Below are 16,561 nucleotides of genomic sequence, written 5' to 3' on the forward strand. Positions count from 1 at the left end.
CGCGCACGACTAACAAGGGTATCCCAGTAATCACGGCCGCAGTACGGATGCCGGCGTCGGTGCGGTCAGGAGTGGGTACCGTGGAATCATGCACTTCTCCGGAGAGCGCCCCCAGGTCGACCTGACGTACTCGGACGTCTTCCTCGTGCCGCGCAGATCGGACGTGACGAGCCGTCTCGACGTCGATCTGGCGCCCGGCGACGGGTCCACGGCGACGATTCCGCTCGTGGCATCCAACATGAACTCGGTCACCGGTGCGCGACTGGCCGCGACCCTCGCGCGCCGCGGCGGGCTCGGCGTGCTGCCGCAGGACATGCCCCTGCAGGAGATCGATGCCGCCATCCGCTGGGTCAAGGCGCAGCCGGTCGTGTGGGACACCCCGCTGGTGCTGCCGCCCGAGGCGACCGTGGCCGAAGCGGCGAGTCTGCTCCCGGCGACCGACGGTCACGGCATCGTCGTCGCCGTCGAGCGCGACGGCCGAGTGCACATCGACGACGTCCTGGGCGTGGTGCCCGCGACCCGCCTGGGCACGGCCCTGCCCGATGCCCGTCTGGGCGACCTCGCGCGCGGTCGCGCGGCATCCATCGACGCCGACGACGTCACCGACGCGCGCCACGCGTTCGACCTCATCGTCGCCGCGGAGGCCGAGACCGTGTGCGTGCTGAAGCACGGCTACCTCGTCGGCACTCTCTCCCAGCGCACGGCGCTGCGATCCACGCTGTATCGCCCCGCCCTCGACGCGGACGGGCGACTGATCGTCGCGGCCGCCGTCGGCATCAACGGCGACGTCGCCGCGAAGGCGCGCGCCCTGGCCGACGGCGGAGTCGACGTCCTCGTGGTCGACACGGCCCACGGCCACCAGGAGGGAATGCTCCGCGCCCTGCGCGAAGTCGCCGCCCTCGACCTCGGCATCCCGCTGGTCGCGGGCAACATCGTCACCGCCGAGGGTGTGCGCGATCTGGTCGACGCCGGGGCATCCATCCTCAAGGTCGGGGTGGGGCCGGGCGCGATGTGCACGACGCGCATGATGACCGCCGTCGGACGTCCGCAGTTCTCCGCAGTGCTGGAGACCTCCCAGGCCGCCGCGGAGCTGGGCGCCCATGTCTGGGCCGACGGCGGCGTGCGGTACCCCCGCGACGTCGCCCTCGCGCTCGCGGCGGGTGCGGCATCCGTCATGATCGGCTCGTGGTTCGCCGGCACGATCGAGGCGCCCGGCGAGTTGCAGACGGATGCCGCGGGCCGCGTCTACAAGGAGTCGTGGGGGATGGCATCCACGAAGGCCGTCCACGGCAGGTTCGGCCGGCTCGACCCGTACGAGCGCGCCCGCAAGGAGTTGTTCGCGGAGGGGATCTCGTCGTCGAAGATCTACCTCGATCCGCTGCGCCCGTCGGTCGAGGACCTCGTCGACATGATCACGTCGGGGGTGCGCTCGTCGTTCACTTACGCCGGGGCCGCCACCGTCGCGGAGTTCCACGAGCGCGCGACCGTCGGACTGCAGTCCGCCGCCGGCTACGAAGAGGGTAAGGCGCTCCCCGTCAGCTGGTAGCCGCCGCTGCGGGTTCTTCCCGCCAGTCGAGCGCGAGGCGTGGCGAAAGCACCAGAGAGCTCCCGAGAGGGATGCCGTAGAATCGTCGGCACGATGGACGACCCTCCTAGTTGCAGACACTCGCCCCACCGACCCTCATCCCGCGCGAGCGGGGGTGATGCGTGATGGATTACGTCATGTTGGGCGTGGGGCTCCTTCTGACGATCGGCACGGGCCTGTTCGTCGCCAGCGAGTTCGCCCTGGTCAATCTCGACCGGGCCGAGCTGGAGAAGCGACAGGCCGCTGGTGAGTCCCGGCTGTCGCTCACGATCAGCGCGCTGCGGATCACCTCGACGCACCTCTCCAGTGCGCAGCTGGGGATCACGCTGACGACGCTGCTCACCGGTTACACGATGGAGCCGGCGCTCTCGAACCTGCTGAATCCGGTCTTCACCGCGTGGGGCATCCCCGAGTCGGCAGCCCGCCCGATCGCGACGATCGTGGCGATCTCGGTGGCGACGGTGTTCTCGATGATCATCGGCGAGCTCGTGCCGAAGAACTTCGCCCTGGCGGTTCCCCGCCAGACCGCAAAGCTCGTGATCCCGTTCCAGACGGTGTTCACGACGGTCTTCCGCCCCGCGATCACGGTGCTCAACGGCAGCGCCAACGGGGTGCTGCGGGCGATGGGCGTCGAGCCGAAGGAAGAGCTGTCGGGCGCTCGCACCGCGGAGGAACTGTCGAGCCTCGTCCGCCGGTCCGCGAGCGCGGGCGTGCTCGAGAAGGACACGGCCTCGCTCCTGGACCGCACGCTGACCTTCGCGCGCCTCACGACCGCCGACGTCATGACCCCGCGCCCGAGCGTCCACGCCGTCGCGGCGGGGGACAGCGTCGAAGAGGTCATCCAGCTCGCCCGTCGCACGGGCCACAGCCGCTTCCCGGTGTACGACGAATCGATGGACGACATCACCGGGATCGTCCACCTGAAGCAGGCCATCAGCGTGCCGCGCGACCGTCGGGCCGACGTGCCGGCGGCGGCGATCGCCGAGGAGCCGCTGCGGGTGCCCGAGGCGGTGCACCTGGACGGTCTCATGTCGGAACTGCGCGCCCGCGGGTACCAGATGGCGATCGTCGTCGACGAGTACGGCGGCACGGCGGGTGTGGTCACCCTGGAGGACCTCGTCGAGGAGATCGTCGGCGAGGTGCTCGACGAGCACGACCGCAGCCGTGCCGGCATCGTCCGGGGTGCGGATGCCGTGACGTTCCCCGGCGATCTACGCCCCGACGAGCTCAGCGATCGCACCGGCATCCGCGTGCCGGAGGGCGATGTCTACGACACGATCGGCGGATTCGTCATGTCGACCCTGGAACGTATCCCCGTCGTGGGTGACACGGTGGAGATCGAAGACGGGACTCTGACCGTGCACCGGATGGATGGCCGGCGCGTGGACCGCGTGCGGTTCGTGCCGACGCCGATGTCGGAGGATGCCGAGAAGGCCGTCCGCGCGGAGACGCAGGGGGGTGAGGTGCGATGAACGACTGGGCCGGTATCGCATGGCTGTTCGTCCTGCTGATCTTCAACGCCTTCTTCGTCGGCGCCGAGTTCGCCGTCATCTCCGCACGCCGGTCGCAGATCGAGCCGCTCGCCGAGAAGGGGTCGCGTGCGGCCAAGACCGCGCTGTTCGCGATGGAGCACGCGACGCTCATGCTCGCCACGAGCCAGCTGGGCATCACGATCTGCTCGCTGCTGATCCTGAACGTGTCGGAGCCGGCGATCCACCACCTCCTGGAGGTGCCGCTCGGTCTCACCGGGTGGAGCGAGGCGGTCATCGGCGGCGTCGCGTTCACCCTCGCGCTCGTGCTGGTCTCCTACCTCCACGTCGTCTTCGGCGAGATGGTGCCCAAGAACCTCGCGTTCTCGCTGCCCGACCGCGCCGTGCTGATGCTCGCTCCGCCGCTGGTGTGGGTGTCCAAGCTCTTCCACCCGGTGATCGTCGCGCTCAACTGGATCGCGAACCACATCGTGCGCCTGTTCCGTGTCGAGCCGAAGGACGAGGCCGCCTCCACCTTCACGCTCGACGAGGTCGCGACGATCGTGAATCAGTCGCGCATCGAAGGCGTCCTCGACGACGCGTCCGGCGCGGTGACGGCGGCGGTCGAGTTCACCGAGAAGAAGGCGAAGGACGTCGCCGTTCCGCTCGGCGACCTGGTCACCCTGCCGGAATCGACCACGCCCGATGAGATCGAGCGATCGGTCGCCCGGCATGGATTCTCGCGCTACGTGATCGTGGATGCCGACGGCATCCCGCTCGGCTACGTGCACCTGAAAGACGTGCTGCGGGAGGCGGAGGGTCCGGATGCCGATGCGCTCGCCGACGTGCCGATTCCCGCCAAGCGCATCCACCACATGGTCCCCGTGTCGGAGACGACCGACCTCGAGGACGCTCTCGCGTTGATGCGACGCTCGAGTCGCCACCTCGCGCAGGTGCGCGACGCGCGCGGCGAGACGACGGCGGTGCTGTTCCTCGAGGACATCATCGAGGAGCTCGTCGGCGAGGTCCACGACGCGACTCGGCGACGCCGCTAGCGACGGATACGGCAGAGGGGGCGGGTGCGCGAAGCGCCCGCCCCCTCCGCCGTATGTGCGGCGATCAGCTCAGCGAGCCGCCCGCGCGTACTGCACGGGCCACGGTGCGCTGTCGGTCTCGCCCAGCTCGCGTGCCGCACGCAGGGCGAAGTGCGGGTCGCGGAGCCACTCCCGACCCGCGAGCACGACGTCGGCGTCGCCGGCGGCGAGGATGCTCTCGGCCTGCGGGCCATCGGTGATCTCGCCCACGGCGCCGACGGGACCGGCGCCGGCTGCGTGGACCGCGGCCGCCAGCGGCACCTGGTAGCCCGGTCCGGTCACGATGCGCTGGTGGGCGACGAGGCCTCCGCTGGAGATGTCGAAGAACTCGGCGCCGTGATCGGCGGCCCACCGGGCCACGGTGACCGTCTGGTCGACGTCCCAGCCGCCGTCGGCTGCGTCGGTGGCGGAGAACCGCACGAAGACGGCGGCATCCGGTGCCGCGGCGCGGACGGCGTCGACGATGCGCAGGAGCAGGCGCGCGCGGTTCTCCAGCGAGCCGCCGTATTCGTCGTCGCGACGGTTGGACAGCGGCGAGAGGAACTGGTGGAGCAGGTAGCCGTGCGCGGCGTGCACCTCGAGCACCTGGAAGCCGGCGTCGACGGCGCGCACGGCGGCGTGCGCGAACGCGTCGACGAGCTCGTCGATCTGGGCAAGGCTCAGCGCCTCGGGGGCCGCGAAGCCCTCGTAGGCGACGTCGGAGGGCGCGACGGTCTGCCAGCCGCCCTCGCTCGTCGGCACGCTGCCGCGGCGGCCGGTGAACGGCGACCAGGTCGACGCCTTCCGGCCCGCGTGGGCGAGCTGGATGCCGGCGACGGCACCGCGGTCGCGGATCGCGTGCGCGATCGGGTGCCAGGCGTCGCGCTGCTCGTCGTTCCAGATGCCGGTGTCCTCAGGGGAGATGCGGCCCTCGGGGGAGACGGCCGTCGCCTCGGCGATGACGACCCCTGCTCCACCGGAGGCGAACTGCGCGAGGTGCACGAGGTGCCACGTGTTGGGCACGCCGTCGACGGCGGAGTACTGGCACATGGGGGCGACCCACAGGCGGTTGCGCACGGTGATGCCGTGCAGGTCGATGGGGGAGAACAGCAGGCTCATGCGGTGAAGCTCCAGAGGTGGCGTGGATAGGGTGGCGCCATGAACAGGGCGGCCAGGGGATGGACGGCATCCGACGCGGCGGAGCTCCTTCGTGAGCCAACCGCGTCCGACGACAAGTATTCCCGAGGGGTGCTCGGCATCCGAACCGGTTCGACGGCGTACCCGGGGGCGGCGGTGCTCGGTGTCGAGGCCGCGTGGCGGACCGGCCTCGGCATGGTGCGGTACGTCGGGCCGCCCCGCGCGGCCGACCTCGTGCTGTCGCGCCGGCCGGAGACGGTCGTCGCGGAGGGGCGCGTGCAGGCGTGGCTGATCGGGTCGGGGACGGATGCCGATGACCGCTCGGACGAGGAGGCCCGTGCCCTCGACGGCATCCTGCAAGGGACGGTGCCGGTCGTCGTCGACGCGGGTGCCCTCGATCTCGCGCCGGACGCTGCAGCGCCGATCGTGGTCACGCCCCACGAGCGGGAGCACGAGAAGCTGCGGGCACTGCTGGGTCTGCGCTCGCGCGGGTCGCGCGCGGAGGCTACGGCGGAGACCGCGGAGGCCCTCGGCGCGTGCGTCGTGCTCAAGGGCGCGGAAACGGTCGTCGCCGTGCCGTCGGGATGGTCGGTGACACTCCCGCACGCAACGCCGTGGCTCGCCACCGCCGGGACGGGCGATGTCCTCGCGGGCGCGATCGGCGCGGTCATCGCCGCTCGTGCCGCGGCCGCAGAGCTCGACGTGGAGGCGCTCGGCCCGCTCGCGGCGACGGGCGCCTGGCTCCACGCCGATGCGGCCCGTCGCGCGGTGCGCGCCGCGGGAGGCGGACCCGTGACGGCACTCGATGTCGCGGGCGAGCTGGCCAGAGCGGTCGGCGCTCTCCACAGGCCGGAGTGAGTCGCCGGGCGCTCTCCGTAGGATGGGAGGGTGTCGAGACGGACGGTTCTATGGGTCGTGTTCGTCGTCGTACATCTCGGCGTGGCGTGGCTCGGCTTCCTCATGCCGAACGAGCCGATGGGCGACGTGTACCGCGTCTACGAACCGTGGTCGACGCAGGCGCTGAACGGCGGCGGCATCGTCGGGATCGACGAGACCTGGGTCTATCCGCAGTTGGCGTTGATCCCCATGGTGCTCGCGCACGCCTTCGTCCCGTTCGTCGGTTCCTACACGGTCGCCTGGGTCGTCCTGGTGATGCTGGTGGATGCCGCCGCCTTCGCCCTGCTCGTCGGTCGCGGTCATGCGGCCGGCCGCACGGTGGCGGCCTGGTACTGGCTCGCGTACATCGCCGCGCTCGGTCCCGTGGGCCTCTACCGACTCGACGGCTTCACGGTCCCGGTGGCGATAGCCGCCTGTCTGTGGCTCGTCGGTCGACCCTGGCTCGCGTCGATCCTCCTGTCGGCCGTCACCTGGATGAAGGTGTGGCCGGCCGCCCTGCTCGCGGCGGCTCTCGTCGCCGTGCGTCGACGCGGCGCGGTGATCGGCGGCGCGGTCGCGGTATCGGCTATCACGCTGGCCGCGGTCTGGGCGGCGGGAGGCGGGGCGAACGCCTTCGGCTTCATCGGGGATCAGACCACGCGAGGGCTGCAGGTCGAGGCGCCGGTGGCGGCACCGTACCTGTGGGGTGCGCTCCTGCGCCTCGACGGGTTCTCCGTGTACTACTCGTACGACCTCCTCACGTTCCAGGTGACGGGCACCCAGATCGACCCCGTGATCGCCGCCATGACTCCACTGCTGGTGCTCGCGATGGCCGCGGTCGCCGTGCTCGGCGCCGTGAAGGCCTGGCGGGGCGCGACGTTCCACGCCCTGTTCCCCGTGCTGTCGCTCGCGCTCGTCACCGGCTTCATCGTCTTCAACAAGGTGGGATCGCCCCAGTACCTCTGCTGGCTCATCCCGTCGCTCGTGCTGGGGCTCCTGCTCGATCGCTCCGCGTGGATCGCCCCCGCCACCCTCGCACTCGCCGCCGCGCTACTCACCCAGCTCGTCTACCCGGTGCTCTATATGGGCATCCTCGTGCCCGAGCCCCTGGCGGTCAGTCTGCTGACGGCACGCAACCTCGTGCTGATCGCGCTGTTCGCCTGGATGGTGGCACGCTTGGCGCGAGTCCGCTCCCCTCGGCACACCGCACTGGCCGCGCCTCGTGCGGTCGCCTGACCGTCTCGCCGTCCCACTTCTGGAGGACCCATGCTGATCGCCTTCTCCGTCGCCCCGAGCGGCACCGGACGTGCCGACGGTTCCGTCCACGATGCCGTCGCCGCGGCCGTCGCGGTGGTCCGTGCCTCCGGGCTGCCGCACCGCACGAGCTCGATGTTCACCGAGATCGAGGGCGAGTGGGACGAGGTGTTCGCGGTGGTGAAGGCCGCCACGGATGCCGTGATGCCCTTCGGCTCCCGCGTCTCGCTCGTGCTCAAGGCCGACATCCGCCCCGGCCACACGGGGGAGATCACCGGCAAGCTCGATCGCCTCGAGCAGGCGCTGACCGCGCGCGAGGAAGACCGCGGGTAGCATGGTGCGGTGACCTCCTCGACTCGTTCGAGGGGTGCGGCGACGGGGGCGCTCCTCTCTCTCGCCATCGGCAGCTTCGGTATCGGCATGACCGAGTTCGTCGTGATGGGCCTCCTGCCCGACATCGCCGCCGACCTGCTGCCGGCGCGCTCGGCCGCCGACCCCGACGGCGCCATCGCCCAGACGGGCTGGCTCATCACGCTGTACGCGCTCGGCGTCGTCATCGGAGCCCCGACGATCGCCGCCACCGTCGCGAGATTCCCGCGGCACCGCGTCATGCTGGCGCTGGCCGCCGCGCTCACGTTCTTCAGCGCGCTGACGTTCCTCGCGCCGACCTTCGAGACGGTCGCCGCCTCACGGCTGCTGGCCGGACTCCCGCACGGCGCGTACTTCGGCATCGGAGCGCTCGTGGCATCCGATGTGCTCGGTCCGGGCAAGCGCGCGCGGGGCGTCGCCGCCGTGATGATGGGTCTCACGATCGCCAACGTCGTCGGCGTTCCGCTCGGCACGTACCTCGGGCAGCAGTTCGGGTGGCGCATCGCGTTCCTGGTGGTCGCGACGATCTTCGCCGTCGCCGCCGTCATGATCTGGGTGTTCGTGCCCGCGCACGCCGGCGATCCCGCACGCACGCTGCGCGCGGAGTTGGGCGTCTTCCGCATCGGACAGGTGTGGTTCACGCTCGGCATCGGGGCGATCGGGTTCGGAGGCTTCTTCGCCGCCTACAGCTACATCGCGCCGCTGGTGACGGAGGTCGCCGGGTCACCGCAAGCGGCGGTGCCCGTCGTGCTCGTCGTGATGGGACTCGGCATGACCGCCGGCAACCTCGCCGGTGGGCGCCTCGCCGATCACGATCTGCGGCGCACGCTCCTCGGCGGTCTCCTCGGGCTCGTGGTCGTCCAGGTCGCTCTCGCCCTCACCGCCGGGTGGATCGTCGCCCTCACCGTCTTCGTGTTCGCCATCGGGTTCACCTCTTCGGTGCTCGGGCCGACGATCCAGACCAGGCTCATGGACGTCGCCGGCGACAACCAGTCGATCGCCGCAGCCCTGAACCACTCCGCTTTGAACATCGGCAACGCGACCGGAGCGGCCCTGGGCGGCGCCGTCATCGCGGCGGGCTTCGGGTTCGTCGCCCCCGTCTGGGTGGGCGTCGTGCTCGCTCTCGCCGGGCTCGCGATCGCCGTCGTCAGTCTCCAGGCCGAACGACGCCCCGCGCTGGTCTGACGCCCCGTCCGGGATGCTCCCTCAGGAGTCGAGCAGCCGGCGCAGGTGCCTGCCGACCGCTTCGCTCTCGATGAGGAAGCCGTCGTGGCCGAAGTCGCTGGAGAGCACCACGACGTCGTCGTCGATGGTCGACCGGATGCCACGGGCGATGCGCCGCTGACCGTCGACGGGGAATAGGCGGTCGCTGTCGATGCCGAGCACGAGCGTGCGGGCCGTGATGCGGGCCAAGGCATCCTCGACACCGCCCCGGTCGCGCCCGATGTCGTGCGAGTTCATCGCCTCGACGAGGGTGAGGTAGGCGTTCGCGTCGAAGCGGCGGGTGAACTTGTTGCCGTGGAAGTCGAGGTAGCTCTCCACGGCGTACCGGCCGCCGGCGGTCATCGGGCTCTTGTCGGACTGCCAGCTGCGTCCGAAGCGCTGATTGAGCTCGGTGGGACTGCGGTAGTTCAGCAGCGCCATACGACGTGCGAGCGCGAGGCCGCGGTGCGGACCTTCGCCGTCGGCGGCGTCGTAGTACTCGCCGCCGGCGAAGCGCGGGTCCATGCGGATGGCTTCGAGCTGGACAGAGTTCAGCGCCACCTGGTCGGCCGTCGTGGTCGGCGGCGAGCACAGCACCGCCAGCCTCTCCACGCGGTCGGGGTGACCGGCCGCCCATTCCAGAGCGTGCATGCCTCCCATCGAGCCGCCGACGACCGCTGCCCACACGTCGATGCCGAGCTCATCGGCCAGCCGCACCTGCGCCTCGACCTGATCGCGGATCGTCAGCGTCGGGAAGCGCCCGGCCCACTCGTAGCCGTCGGGAGCGATGCTCGACGGTCCGGTGGAGCCCTGGCATCCGCCGAGCATGTTCGCCGCGACCACGTACCAGCGATCCGTGTCGATCGCCGCTCCCGGGCCCACGATGTCCTCCCACCACCCCGCGGTGGGATGTCCGCGCCCGGCGGCGCCGCGCACGTGGCTGTCGCCCGTCAGTGCATGGAGCACGAGCACGGCGTTGTCGCGCGCGGGGGACAGCTCACCCCACGTCTCGTACGCGAGGCGGATGCCGGGCAGCTCCCGGCCGCTCTCCGTGCGGAACGCGCCGAGCGCGGCGAACCGGCGCTCGCCCGGGTCGTCGCCGTCGCGCCACGCGCCGGTCGCCGGCGGGCGTGCGCGCAGCAGACGCGCGTCGGCCTCCGTGATCGGTGCGCTCGGCACCGTGTCTTCGGAGGTCTGCCAGTCCATGGCATCCATTCTCCCGGTCGTGGGCGCTGGCGTGCGTCGTGTTACGGCCGGAACACCGGTGTCGGGTGTCGGGGGCGGGGCGTACGCTCGCCGGCATGGACAACGCGGTGGAGTACCTGCTCGCGGGAGATCCGGCGATCCGCTGGCAGACCCTGCGCGACCTGGCGGATGCCGACGAGGCGACGGTCGCCGTCGAACGCGCACGTGTCGCCTCCGAGGGCTGGGGTGCGCGGCTTTTGGCCGAGCAGGGTGCCGACGGGCGGTGGGACGGCGGGGTGTACCGACCCGGGTGGGTCGACGAGTCCCGGCCGATGTACGACGCGTGGACGGCGACGCACTTCTCGCTGCAGCAGCTGGTCGACCTCGGCGTCGATCCACGCGATCCGCGGGTGGTGACGGCGGTCGATCGCGTGGAACGGCAGGTGCGGTGGGATCACGACGGCGAGCCCTACTTCGAGGGCGAGACGGAGCCGTGCATCAACGGCGTCGCGCTCACGATCGCGACGTACTTCGGTCGCGACGGGTCCGCCATCATCGACACGCTCGTGGCGGGCCAACTCGCCGACGGGGGTTGGAACTGCTGGGACGAAGACGGCACGAGCGTCGCGTCACTGCACTCGACGGTGTGCGCCCTGGAAGGACTGCGCGATGCCCACCGAGCCCGCGGCGGTGACGCGCGGCTCGACGAGGTCCTGCGGCGAGGGGAGGAGGTGCTGCTGGAGAGGCGGTTGCTCTTCCGGAAGTCCGACGGCGAGGTCATCGACCCGCGCTTCGGTATGGCGTCGTACCCCGTGCGCTGGTTCTACGACACGCTTCGCGCGCTCGAGTACTTCCGTCGCGCCGACCTGCGCGATCCGCGACTGGGTGACGCGGTGGAGCTCCTCCGCGCGAAGCAGCTCCCCGACGGCCGGTTCCTCCACGAGAACCGCCACGAGGGGCCCGTGCTCTTCGAGATGGAGGGCGAACACGAGGGCGCGCCGAGCCGGTGGGTCACGTTGCGCGCACGGCGGGTGCTGCGGTGGTGGGACGGCGCCTGAGCGGCACCGATGAACGACGGATGCCCCGTCCCGAAGGACGAGGCATCCGTGTCGTTCGGTGGAGTGCGGGTCAGGCGCGAGCCGCCTCCGACACGCGACGGGCGGCCGCGAGGGCCTGCTCCAGGTCGGCCTTGAGGTCGTCGATGTTCTCGAGGCCCACCGACAGGCGGACGAGGCCGGGGGTGACCCCCGTCGTCAGCTGCTGCTCGGGGGTGAGCTGCGAGTGCGTCGTCGAGGCCGGGTGGATCACGAGCGAGCGCACGTCGCCGATGTTGGCGAGGTGGCTGAAGAGGCTGAGCGCGTTGACGAACTCACGACCCGCCTGAACACCACCCTTGAGCTCGAACGACAGCACCGCACCGACGCCCGTCGGCGCGTAGGTGTTGGCGGCGGCGTACCACGGCGAGGTGGGCAGGCCCGAGTAGTTCACCGACGCGATGTCGTCGTGGTTCTCGAGCCACTCCGCGATCTCCTGCGCGTTCTGCACGTGACGTTCGATGCGCAGGGAGAGCGTCTCGATGCCCTGGATGAGCAGCCACGCGCTCTGCGGCGAGATCGCAGCACCCAGGTCGCGCAGCAGCTGCACGCGCGCCTTGATGATGTAGGCGAGGGCGTCGCCGACCGCCGTCGTGTACGACGCGCCGTGGTACGACGGGTCGGGCTCGGTGAGACCGGGGAACTTCTCGACGTTCTGCGACCACGCGAACTTCCCGCCGTCCACGATGGCGCCGCCGATCACGGTGCCGTGACCGCCGAGGAACTTCGTGGCCGAGTGGATGACGATGTCGGCGCCGTGCTCGAACGGGCGGATCAGGTACGGGGTCGCGATCGTGTTGTCGACGATGAGGGGCACGCCCGCCTCGTGTGCGACGTCGGCCACCGTGCGGATGTCGAGGATGTTGATCTTCGGGTTGCCGATCGTCTCCGCGAAGAACAGCTTCGTGTTGGGCCGGACGGCGCGACGCCACTCCTCGGGGTCGTCCTGGTTCTCCACGAAGGTCGTCTCGATGCCGAGCTTGGCCAACGTGTACTTGAACAGGTTGTACGTGCCGCCGTAGATCGAGCTCGACGAGACGATGTGGTCGCCGGCCTCGGCGATGTTGAGCACCGCGAAGGTCTCGGCGGCCTGCCCGGATGCCACCAGGAGCGCGCCCGTCCCGCCTTCGAGCGCCGCGATGCGCTGCTCGACGACATCCTGCGTGGGGTTCTGGATGCGCGTGTAGATGTTGCCGAACTCGGCCAGCGCGAAGAGGTTCGCGGCGTGGTCGGCGTTGTCGAACACGTACGAGGTGGTCTGGTAGATCGGCGTGGCGCGCGCCTTCGTGACCGGGTCGGGAGCGGCTCCCGCATGGATCTGCGTGGTCTCGAAGCGCCAGTTCTCGTTGGCGGACATGGTGTGCTCCTGCGGGTTCGGGTGACGGCTCTCACGGCGGATGCCGTTGCTCGACAGTACGTTCACGGCATCCCTCGCAACAACGCCCGGGAAATGTGACGTAACGTGCGCGCTCCGCGTCGTTCTCGTGCGCGGCGGCGAGGCGGATGCGCGGGTCACCGGGGAGTCTCCGAGCCGGTGTCGTAGCGTGGAGACCATGACGACACGGCGTGCAGTGGTGACCGGGGCGAGTTCGGGGATCGGGGCCGCGACGGTGCGAGCCCTCCGGGCGAAGGGCTGGGATGTCGTGGGGGTCGCGCGTCGCGCCGATCGGCTCGCCGAACTGGATGCCGAGGTGGGCTCCGTGTCCTTCGCCGCCGACCTCACCGCGGCGGCCGACGTGTCGGCGCTCGCCGAGCACCTGGCGGCGTCGGGTCCGGTGCACGCGCTCGTCCACGTTGCCGGCGGTGCGCGCGGGACGGACCTGGTCGAGAACGGCGACCCGGAGCACTGGCGGTGGATGTTCGAGGTGAACGTCTTGTCGGCCCAGCGGGTGACCGCGGCCCTGCTTCCGCTGCTGCGGGCCGCCGCGGCTGACGACGACCACGCCGATGCCCTGTACGTCACCTCCACCGCTGCCCAGACCGCCTACCCGGGCGGTTCCGGCTACAACGCGGCGAAGGCGGGGGAGTCGATGATCGCCCGTGCGCTGCGGTTGGAGCTCAACGGGGAGCCGATCCGCGTCACCGAGATCGCCCCCGGCATGGTCTACACGGAGGAGTTCACGCTCAACCGCCTCGGTGGCAACCAGGCCGCGGCCGAGAAGGTCTACGAGGGCGTGGCGGAGCCGCTGACGGCAGACGACGTGGCCGACGTGATCGCGTACGCCCTCTCCGCTCCGGGGCACGTGAACCTCGACCTGGTCACGATGCGCCCCGTCGCGCAGTCGGCCCAGCACCTGCTGGCGCGCGGGCCGCTCCGCCCGCGCGTGTAGCGCCGGAACGGCAAGCACAACTCCGGCATCTAGGTCCCGTCCGTCAGGCGGTGCCACGAACGGTCGTGAGCGCGTCCCGTCCGTCAGCCGGACTTCCGGAGTTGCGGGGCAGGAACGGGTCGCGCATCAATCGGACATACCCGACGCGGATGACACCGACGCGGTGGAACCGGGACCGATTCAGGCCGCGGGGGTCTCCGCAGCGTCGGCGAAAGCGACCTTCGGGACGAAGAACAGGAGCACCGCCGCGAGGAACCCGCCCGCAGCGCAGATCGCCCACACCGTCAGGTACCCGCCGAGCGACGCGGCGGTCTGGCTCGCCGCCACCCCCGCGCCGCCGGCGAGCACGACGCCGAACACCGCCGACGAGAACGTCCCGCCGATCGTCTTGGTCGTGTTGGTGAGAGCGGATGCCACGCCGGTCTGACCGAGCGGTGCGGCCGCCGCGGCCGCCGCCGGCATCGCGCCCACGAGGGCACCGCAGCCGAGGCCGGCGATCGAGAGGTTCAGGAGCACCTGCCACAGCTCGAGGTGGAAGGGGAGGAAGAGGGTGTACCCGACGCCGACGAGGAGGGCGGCGGCGATCAGGACGATCCGGGGGCTCGCCCGGCGCGAGGTGACGGCGAACAGCACGGCACCGACGATGAGCGACACGAGGTAGACACCGATGACGTTCGAGCGCTCCGTGGCATCCAGCCCCAGGCCGTAGCCGAGCGACGGGTCGGTGCCCGCGTAGGTGGAGAGGGGGCCCTGCGCGCCGAGCAGGCTGATGCCGATCAGGAACGCCGTCACCTGGACGGGCCACATGTCGGGGCGCGCGAGCACGCGGACGTCGATCGCCGGGTCTTTCTGCCGCAGCTCGAACAGCACGAACCCGACGAGGACGACCACGCCGAGCACGAGGAGCGTCACGACGCCCACCCAGACACCGTCACCGAGGTCGAGTTCGCCGATGAGACGCATCCAGGCGAGTGCGCTCGTGATGAGCAGCAGCCCCCACGCGAGGATGACGAAGCCCCAGGTGTCGAGCGTCCGGCCCGGTTGCGGGGTGGACTCCGGCACCCACAGCCAGATGACGACGGCGACGAGTGTGACCGCGATGGCCGGGACGATGAGGGTGAGGGTCAGGTCGCCCCCGGTGGCGGCGAAGATGCGTCCGGCGGCCAGGGCGCCGATGATCGCGCCCGCCTGCAGTCCGACGACGAGGAGACCCGCGGCGCGGCGGGTGAGGGAGACGCCGCGGTTCTGCGCGCGGCCGCGCTCGAAGATGAGGGCGATCTCCAGGGGGAGCCACACGACGTAGAACCCCTGGAGCGCCCAGGCGATGAGGAAGGTCCAAAAGGAGCCAGCGAACGCGAGCCACCACGTCGCGCCCGCCGTGAGGACCGCCGCGATCAGCAGGATGCGCTTGTGGCCGTACATGTCGCCGAGCTTGGCGAGCACCGGCACGACGAGCGCCGACAGCAGCAGCTGGGCGGCTTCGAACCAGTTGACGTCGGAGTCGTGGATGTCCAGGGCGACGACGATGTCGCTGAACAAGGGCACGTAGTACCCCTGCAGGATGCCGCTGACCACCTCGACGAGGATGAACCAGCCGATGAGCCCGGCGGTGATACCCAGTGCTGAGGAGCGCAGGGTGGAGGAGCGCGGCGCGGCGGCGGGCCGCGGGGACGAAGCGGGTCGGGATGCCACGGCGTCAGTCTAAGTCTCACGCGTGCTGACACCGCGTGCAGCGGGAGGAACCTCTCTCGGCGCGCCGTAGGCTGGAGCCGACGAAGGAGGAACGGGTGACGCAGAAGCGCGAGAAGCTGACCTGGGACGGGTTCGGGGAGGCGACGCGCGATCTGTCGCGGCGGATCGTCGGCGACGAGTTCGTGCCCGACGTGGTCGTCGCGATCGCGCGAGGCGGGCTGCTCCCCGCGGGGGCGATCGCCTACGGCCTCGGCGTCAAGAGCTGCGGCGCGTTGAACGTCGAGTTCTACACGGGGATCGGCACCGTGCTCGACGCGCCGGAACTGCTGCCGCCCGACCTCGACCTCGGGTACCTGCCCGGAAAGCGCGTGCTTCTCGTCGACGACGTGGCCGACAGCGGCCGCACCCTCGCGCTCGCCGTGCAGCTGCTGCGCGACGCGGGTGCGGACGTGCGCTCGGTGTGCATCTACACGAAGCCCGGTTCGGTCGCGCTGCCGGATTACGCCTGGCGTGAGACGGGTCTCTGGATCGACTTCCCGTGGTCGGCTCGCGGCACGGTCGTCGAGGAGGACGGCGGCGCGAAGGCGAGCGCCTGATGCCACGGGGCCTGCCGGAACTCGCCGAGGCGGGGCTCATCGACCCCGGCTGGGCATCCGCGCTGGCCCCCGTCGGCGACGACATCGCCGCTCTCGGCGAGAGGCTGCGGGCCGAGACGGCCGCCGGACGCGGCTACCTCCCCTCGGGAGACAGCGTCCTGCGGGCCTTCGCGCGACCGCTGAACGATGTGCGGGTGCTCATCGTCGGGCAGGACCCCTATCCCACACCGGGGCATCCGATCGGGCTCTCCTTCGCCGTCGACGCCGACGTCCGGCCCCTCCCGCGGAGCCTCGCGAACATCTACCGAGAACTGGAGACCGACCTCGGCATCCCTCCGGCGCCGCACGGCGACCTCTCGGCGTGGAGCGATCAGGGGGTCATGCTGCTGAACCGCGTGCTCACGGTCGCGCCCGGCGCGCCCGCCTCGCACCGCGGGTGGGGGTGGGAGGCGGTGACCGAGCACGCCATCCGTACCCTCGTCGCTCGGGAACGGCCGCTCGTCGCGATCCTCTGGGGAAAGGATGCCGCGAACCTCCGTCCGCTGCTCGGACACACCCCCGTGATCGAGTCGGCGCATCCGTCGCCACTGTCGGCCCATCGCGGATTCTTCGGTTCCCGGCCGTTCTCACGCGCTAACGCGCTCCTCGCCGATCTGGGCGCCGACCCCGTGGACTGGCGGGTGCGCCCCGTAGGCTGA

The 16,561-nt window shown here is 70.9% G+C and carries 15 protein-coding genes; 11 read left to right on the top strand and 4 right to left on the bottom strand.

Annotated features, from left to right (window positions below; translation table 11 throughout):
* The first annotated feature begins 88 nt into the window (after positions 1-88).
* From P0Y48_01165 to P0Y48_01175, 3 genes are all read left to right on the top strand, one after another.
* Positions 89-1,546 (top strand): GuaB1 family IMP dehydrogenase-related protein, encoded by a 1,458-nt coding sequence (locus P0Y48_01165; protein WEK13855.1) that lies wholly within the window; start codon positions 89-91, stop codon positions 1,544-1,546.
* Between the two features lie 164 nt (positions 1,547-1,710).
* Positions 1,711-3,057 carry a hemolysin family protein gene (locus tag P0Y48_01170; protein WEK14973.1) on the top strand — a complete coding sequence of 449 codons (1,347 nt, stop codon included), beginning with the start codon at positions 1,711-1,713 and terminating at the stop codon, positions 3,055-3,057.
* Positions 3,054-4,109 carry a hemolysin family protein gene (locus tag P0Y48_01175; GenBank protein WEK13856.1) on the top strand — a complete coding sequence of 352 codons (1,056 nt, stop codon included), beginning with the start codon at positions 3,054-3,056 and terminating at the stop codon, positions 4,107-4,109. The genes P0Y48_01170 and P0Y48_01175 overlap by 4 nt, the downstream gene beginning before the upstream one ends.
* A gap of 69 nt (positions 4,110-4,178) precedes the next feature.
* Here the strand turns inward: P0Y48_01175 and P0Y48_01180 are convergent, their stop codons facing one another.
* Positions 4,179-5,246, bottom strand: coding sequence for an NADH:flavin oxidoreductase/NADH oxidase (locus tag P0Y48_01180; GenBank protein WEK13857.1), 1,068 nt, complete (start codon positions 5,244-5,246; stop codon positions 4,179-4,181).
* A gap of 39 nt (positions 5,247-5,285) precedes the next feature.
* Here P0Y48_01180 and P0Y48_01185 point away from each other — a divergent pair, with 39 nt between their 5' ends.
* From P0Y48_01185 to P0Y48_01200, 4 genes are read left to right on the top strand one after another with little or no spacing between them, the layout of a single operon-like run.
* On the top strand, positions 5,286-6,122 hold the full coding sequence (locus tag P0Y48_01185; protein WEK13858.1) for an NAD(P)H-hydrate dehydratase: 837 nt from the start codon (positions 5,286-5,288) through the stop codon (positions 6,120-6,122).
* Between the two features lie 30 nt (positions 6,123-6,152).
* Positions 6,153-7,376 (top strand): hypothetical protein, encoded by a 1,224-nt coding sequence (locus tag P0Y48_01190; GenBank protein ID WEK13859.1) that lies wholly within the window; start codon positions 6,153-6,155, stop codon positions 7,374-7,376.
* A gap of 30 nt (positions 7,377-7,406) precedes the next feature.
* The gene (locus P0Y48_01195; protein ID WEK13860.1) at positions 7,407-7,727 is read left to right on the top strand and encodes a thiamine-binding protein; all 321 of its coding nucleotides are present in this window, start codon (positions 7,407-7,409) and stop codon (positions 7,725-7,727) included.
* Between the two features lie 9 nt (positions 7,728-7,736).
* Complete coding sequence (locus P0Y48_01200) at positions 7,737-8,948, top strand: MFS transporter (protein WEK13861.1); 1,212 nt, start codon at positions 7,737-7,739, stop codon at positions 8,946-8,948.
* 21 nt (positions 8,949-8,969) lie between these two features.
* Here P0Y48_01200 and P0Y48_01205 read toward each other — a convergent pair whose 3' ends face one another.
* Positions 8,970-10,172, bottom strand: a complete 1,203-nt coding sequence (locus P0Y48_01205; GenBank protein ID WEK13862.1) for a homoserine O-acetyltransferase — start codon at positions 10,170-10,172, stop codon at positions 8,970-8,972.
* A 95-nt stretch (positions 10,173-10,267) separates the two neighbouring features.
* Here P0Y48_01205 and P0Y48_01210 point away from each other — a divergent pair, with 95 nt between their 5' ends.
* Positions 10,268-11,209: a hypothetical protein gene (locus tag P0Y48_01210; GenBank protein ID WEK13863.1), complete on the top strand. Its 942-nt coding sequence runs from the start codon at positions 10,268-10,270 to the stop codon at positions 11,207-11,209.
* A gap of 70 nt (positions 11,210-11,279) precedes the next feature.
* Here the strand turns inward: P0Y48_01210 and P0Y48_01215 are convergent, their stop codons facing one another.
* Positions 11,280-12,602 carry a bifunctional o-acetylhomoserine/o-acetylserine sulfhydrylase gene (locus tag P0Y48_01215; protein WEK14974.1) on the bottom strand — a complete coding sequence of 441 codons (1,323 nt, stop codon included), beginning with the start codon at positions 12,600-12,602 and terminating at the stop codon, positions 11,280-11,282.
* Positions 12,603-12,798: 196 nt separating this feature from the next.
* Between P0Y48_01215 and P0Y48_01220 the strand changes: the two genes are divergently transcribed.
* Positions 12,799-13,575 carry an SDR family oxidoreductase gene (locus P0Y48_01220; protein ID WEK13864.1) on the top strand — a complete coding sequence of 259 codons (777 nt, stop codon included), beginning with the start codon at positions 12,799-12,801 and terminating at the stop codon, positions 13,573-13,575.
* Between the two features lie 180 nt (positions 13,576-13,755).
* Here the strand turns inward: P0Y48_01220 and P0Y48_01225 are convergent, their stop codons facing one another.
* Positions 13,756-15,210 carry an MFS transporter gene (locus P0Y48_01225; protein ID WEK14975.1) on the bottom strand — a complete coding sequence of 485 codons (1,455 nt, stop codon included), beginning with the start codon at positions 15,208-15,210 and terminating at the stop codon, positions 13,756-13,758.
* Positions 15,211-15,362: 152 nt separating this feature from the next.
* On the opposite strand from P0Y48_01225, the gene P0Y48_01230 reads away from it, so the two are divergent.
* Both P0Y48_01230 and P0Y48_01235 read left to right on the top strand, forming a co-directional pair.
* Positions 15,363-15,863 carry a phosphoribosyltransferase gene (locus P0Y48_01230; GenBank protein WEK13865.1) on the top strand — a complete coding sequence of 167 codons (501 nt, stop codon included), beginning with the start codon at positions 15,363-15,365 and terminating at the stop codon, positions 15,861-15,863.
* On the top strand, positions 15,863-16,561 hold the full coding sequence (locus P0Y48_01235) for a uracil-DNA glycosylase (GenBank protein ID WEK13866.1): 699 nt from the start codon (positions 15,863-15,865) through the stop codon (positions 16,559-16,561). The genes P0Y48_01230 and P0Y48_01235 overlap by 1 nt, the downstream gene beginning before the upstream one ends.

This window comes from Candidatus Microbacterium phytovorans, assembly GCA_029202445.1.
GTDB lineage: Bacteria > Actinomycetota > Actinomycetes > Actinomycetales > Microbacteriaceae > Microbacterium > Microbacterium phytovorans.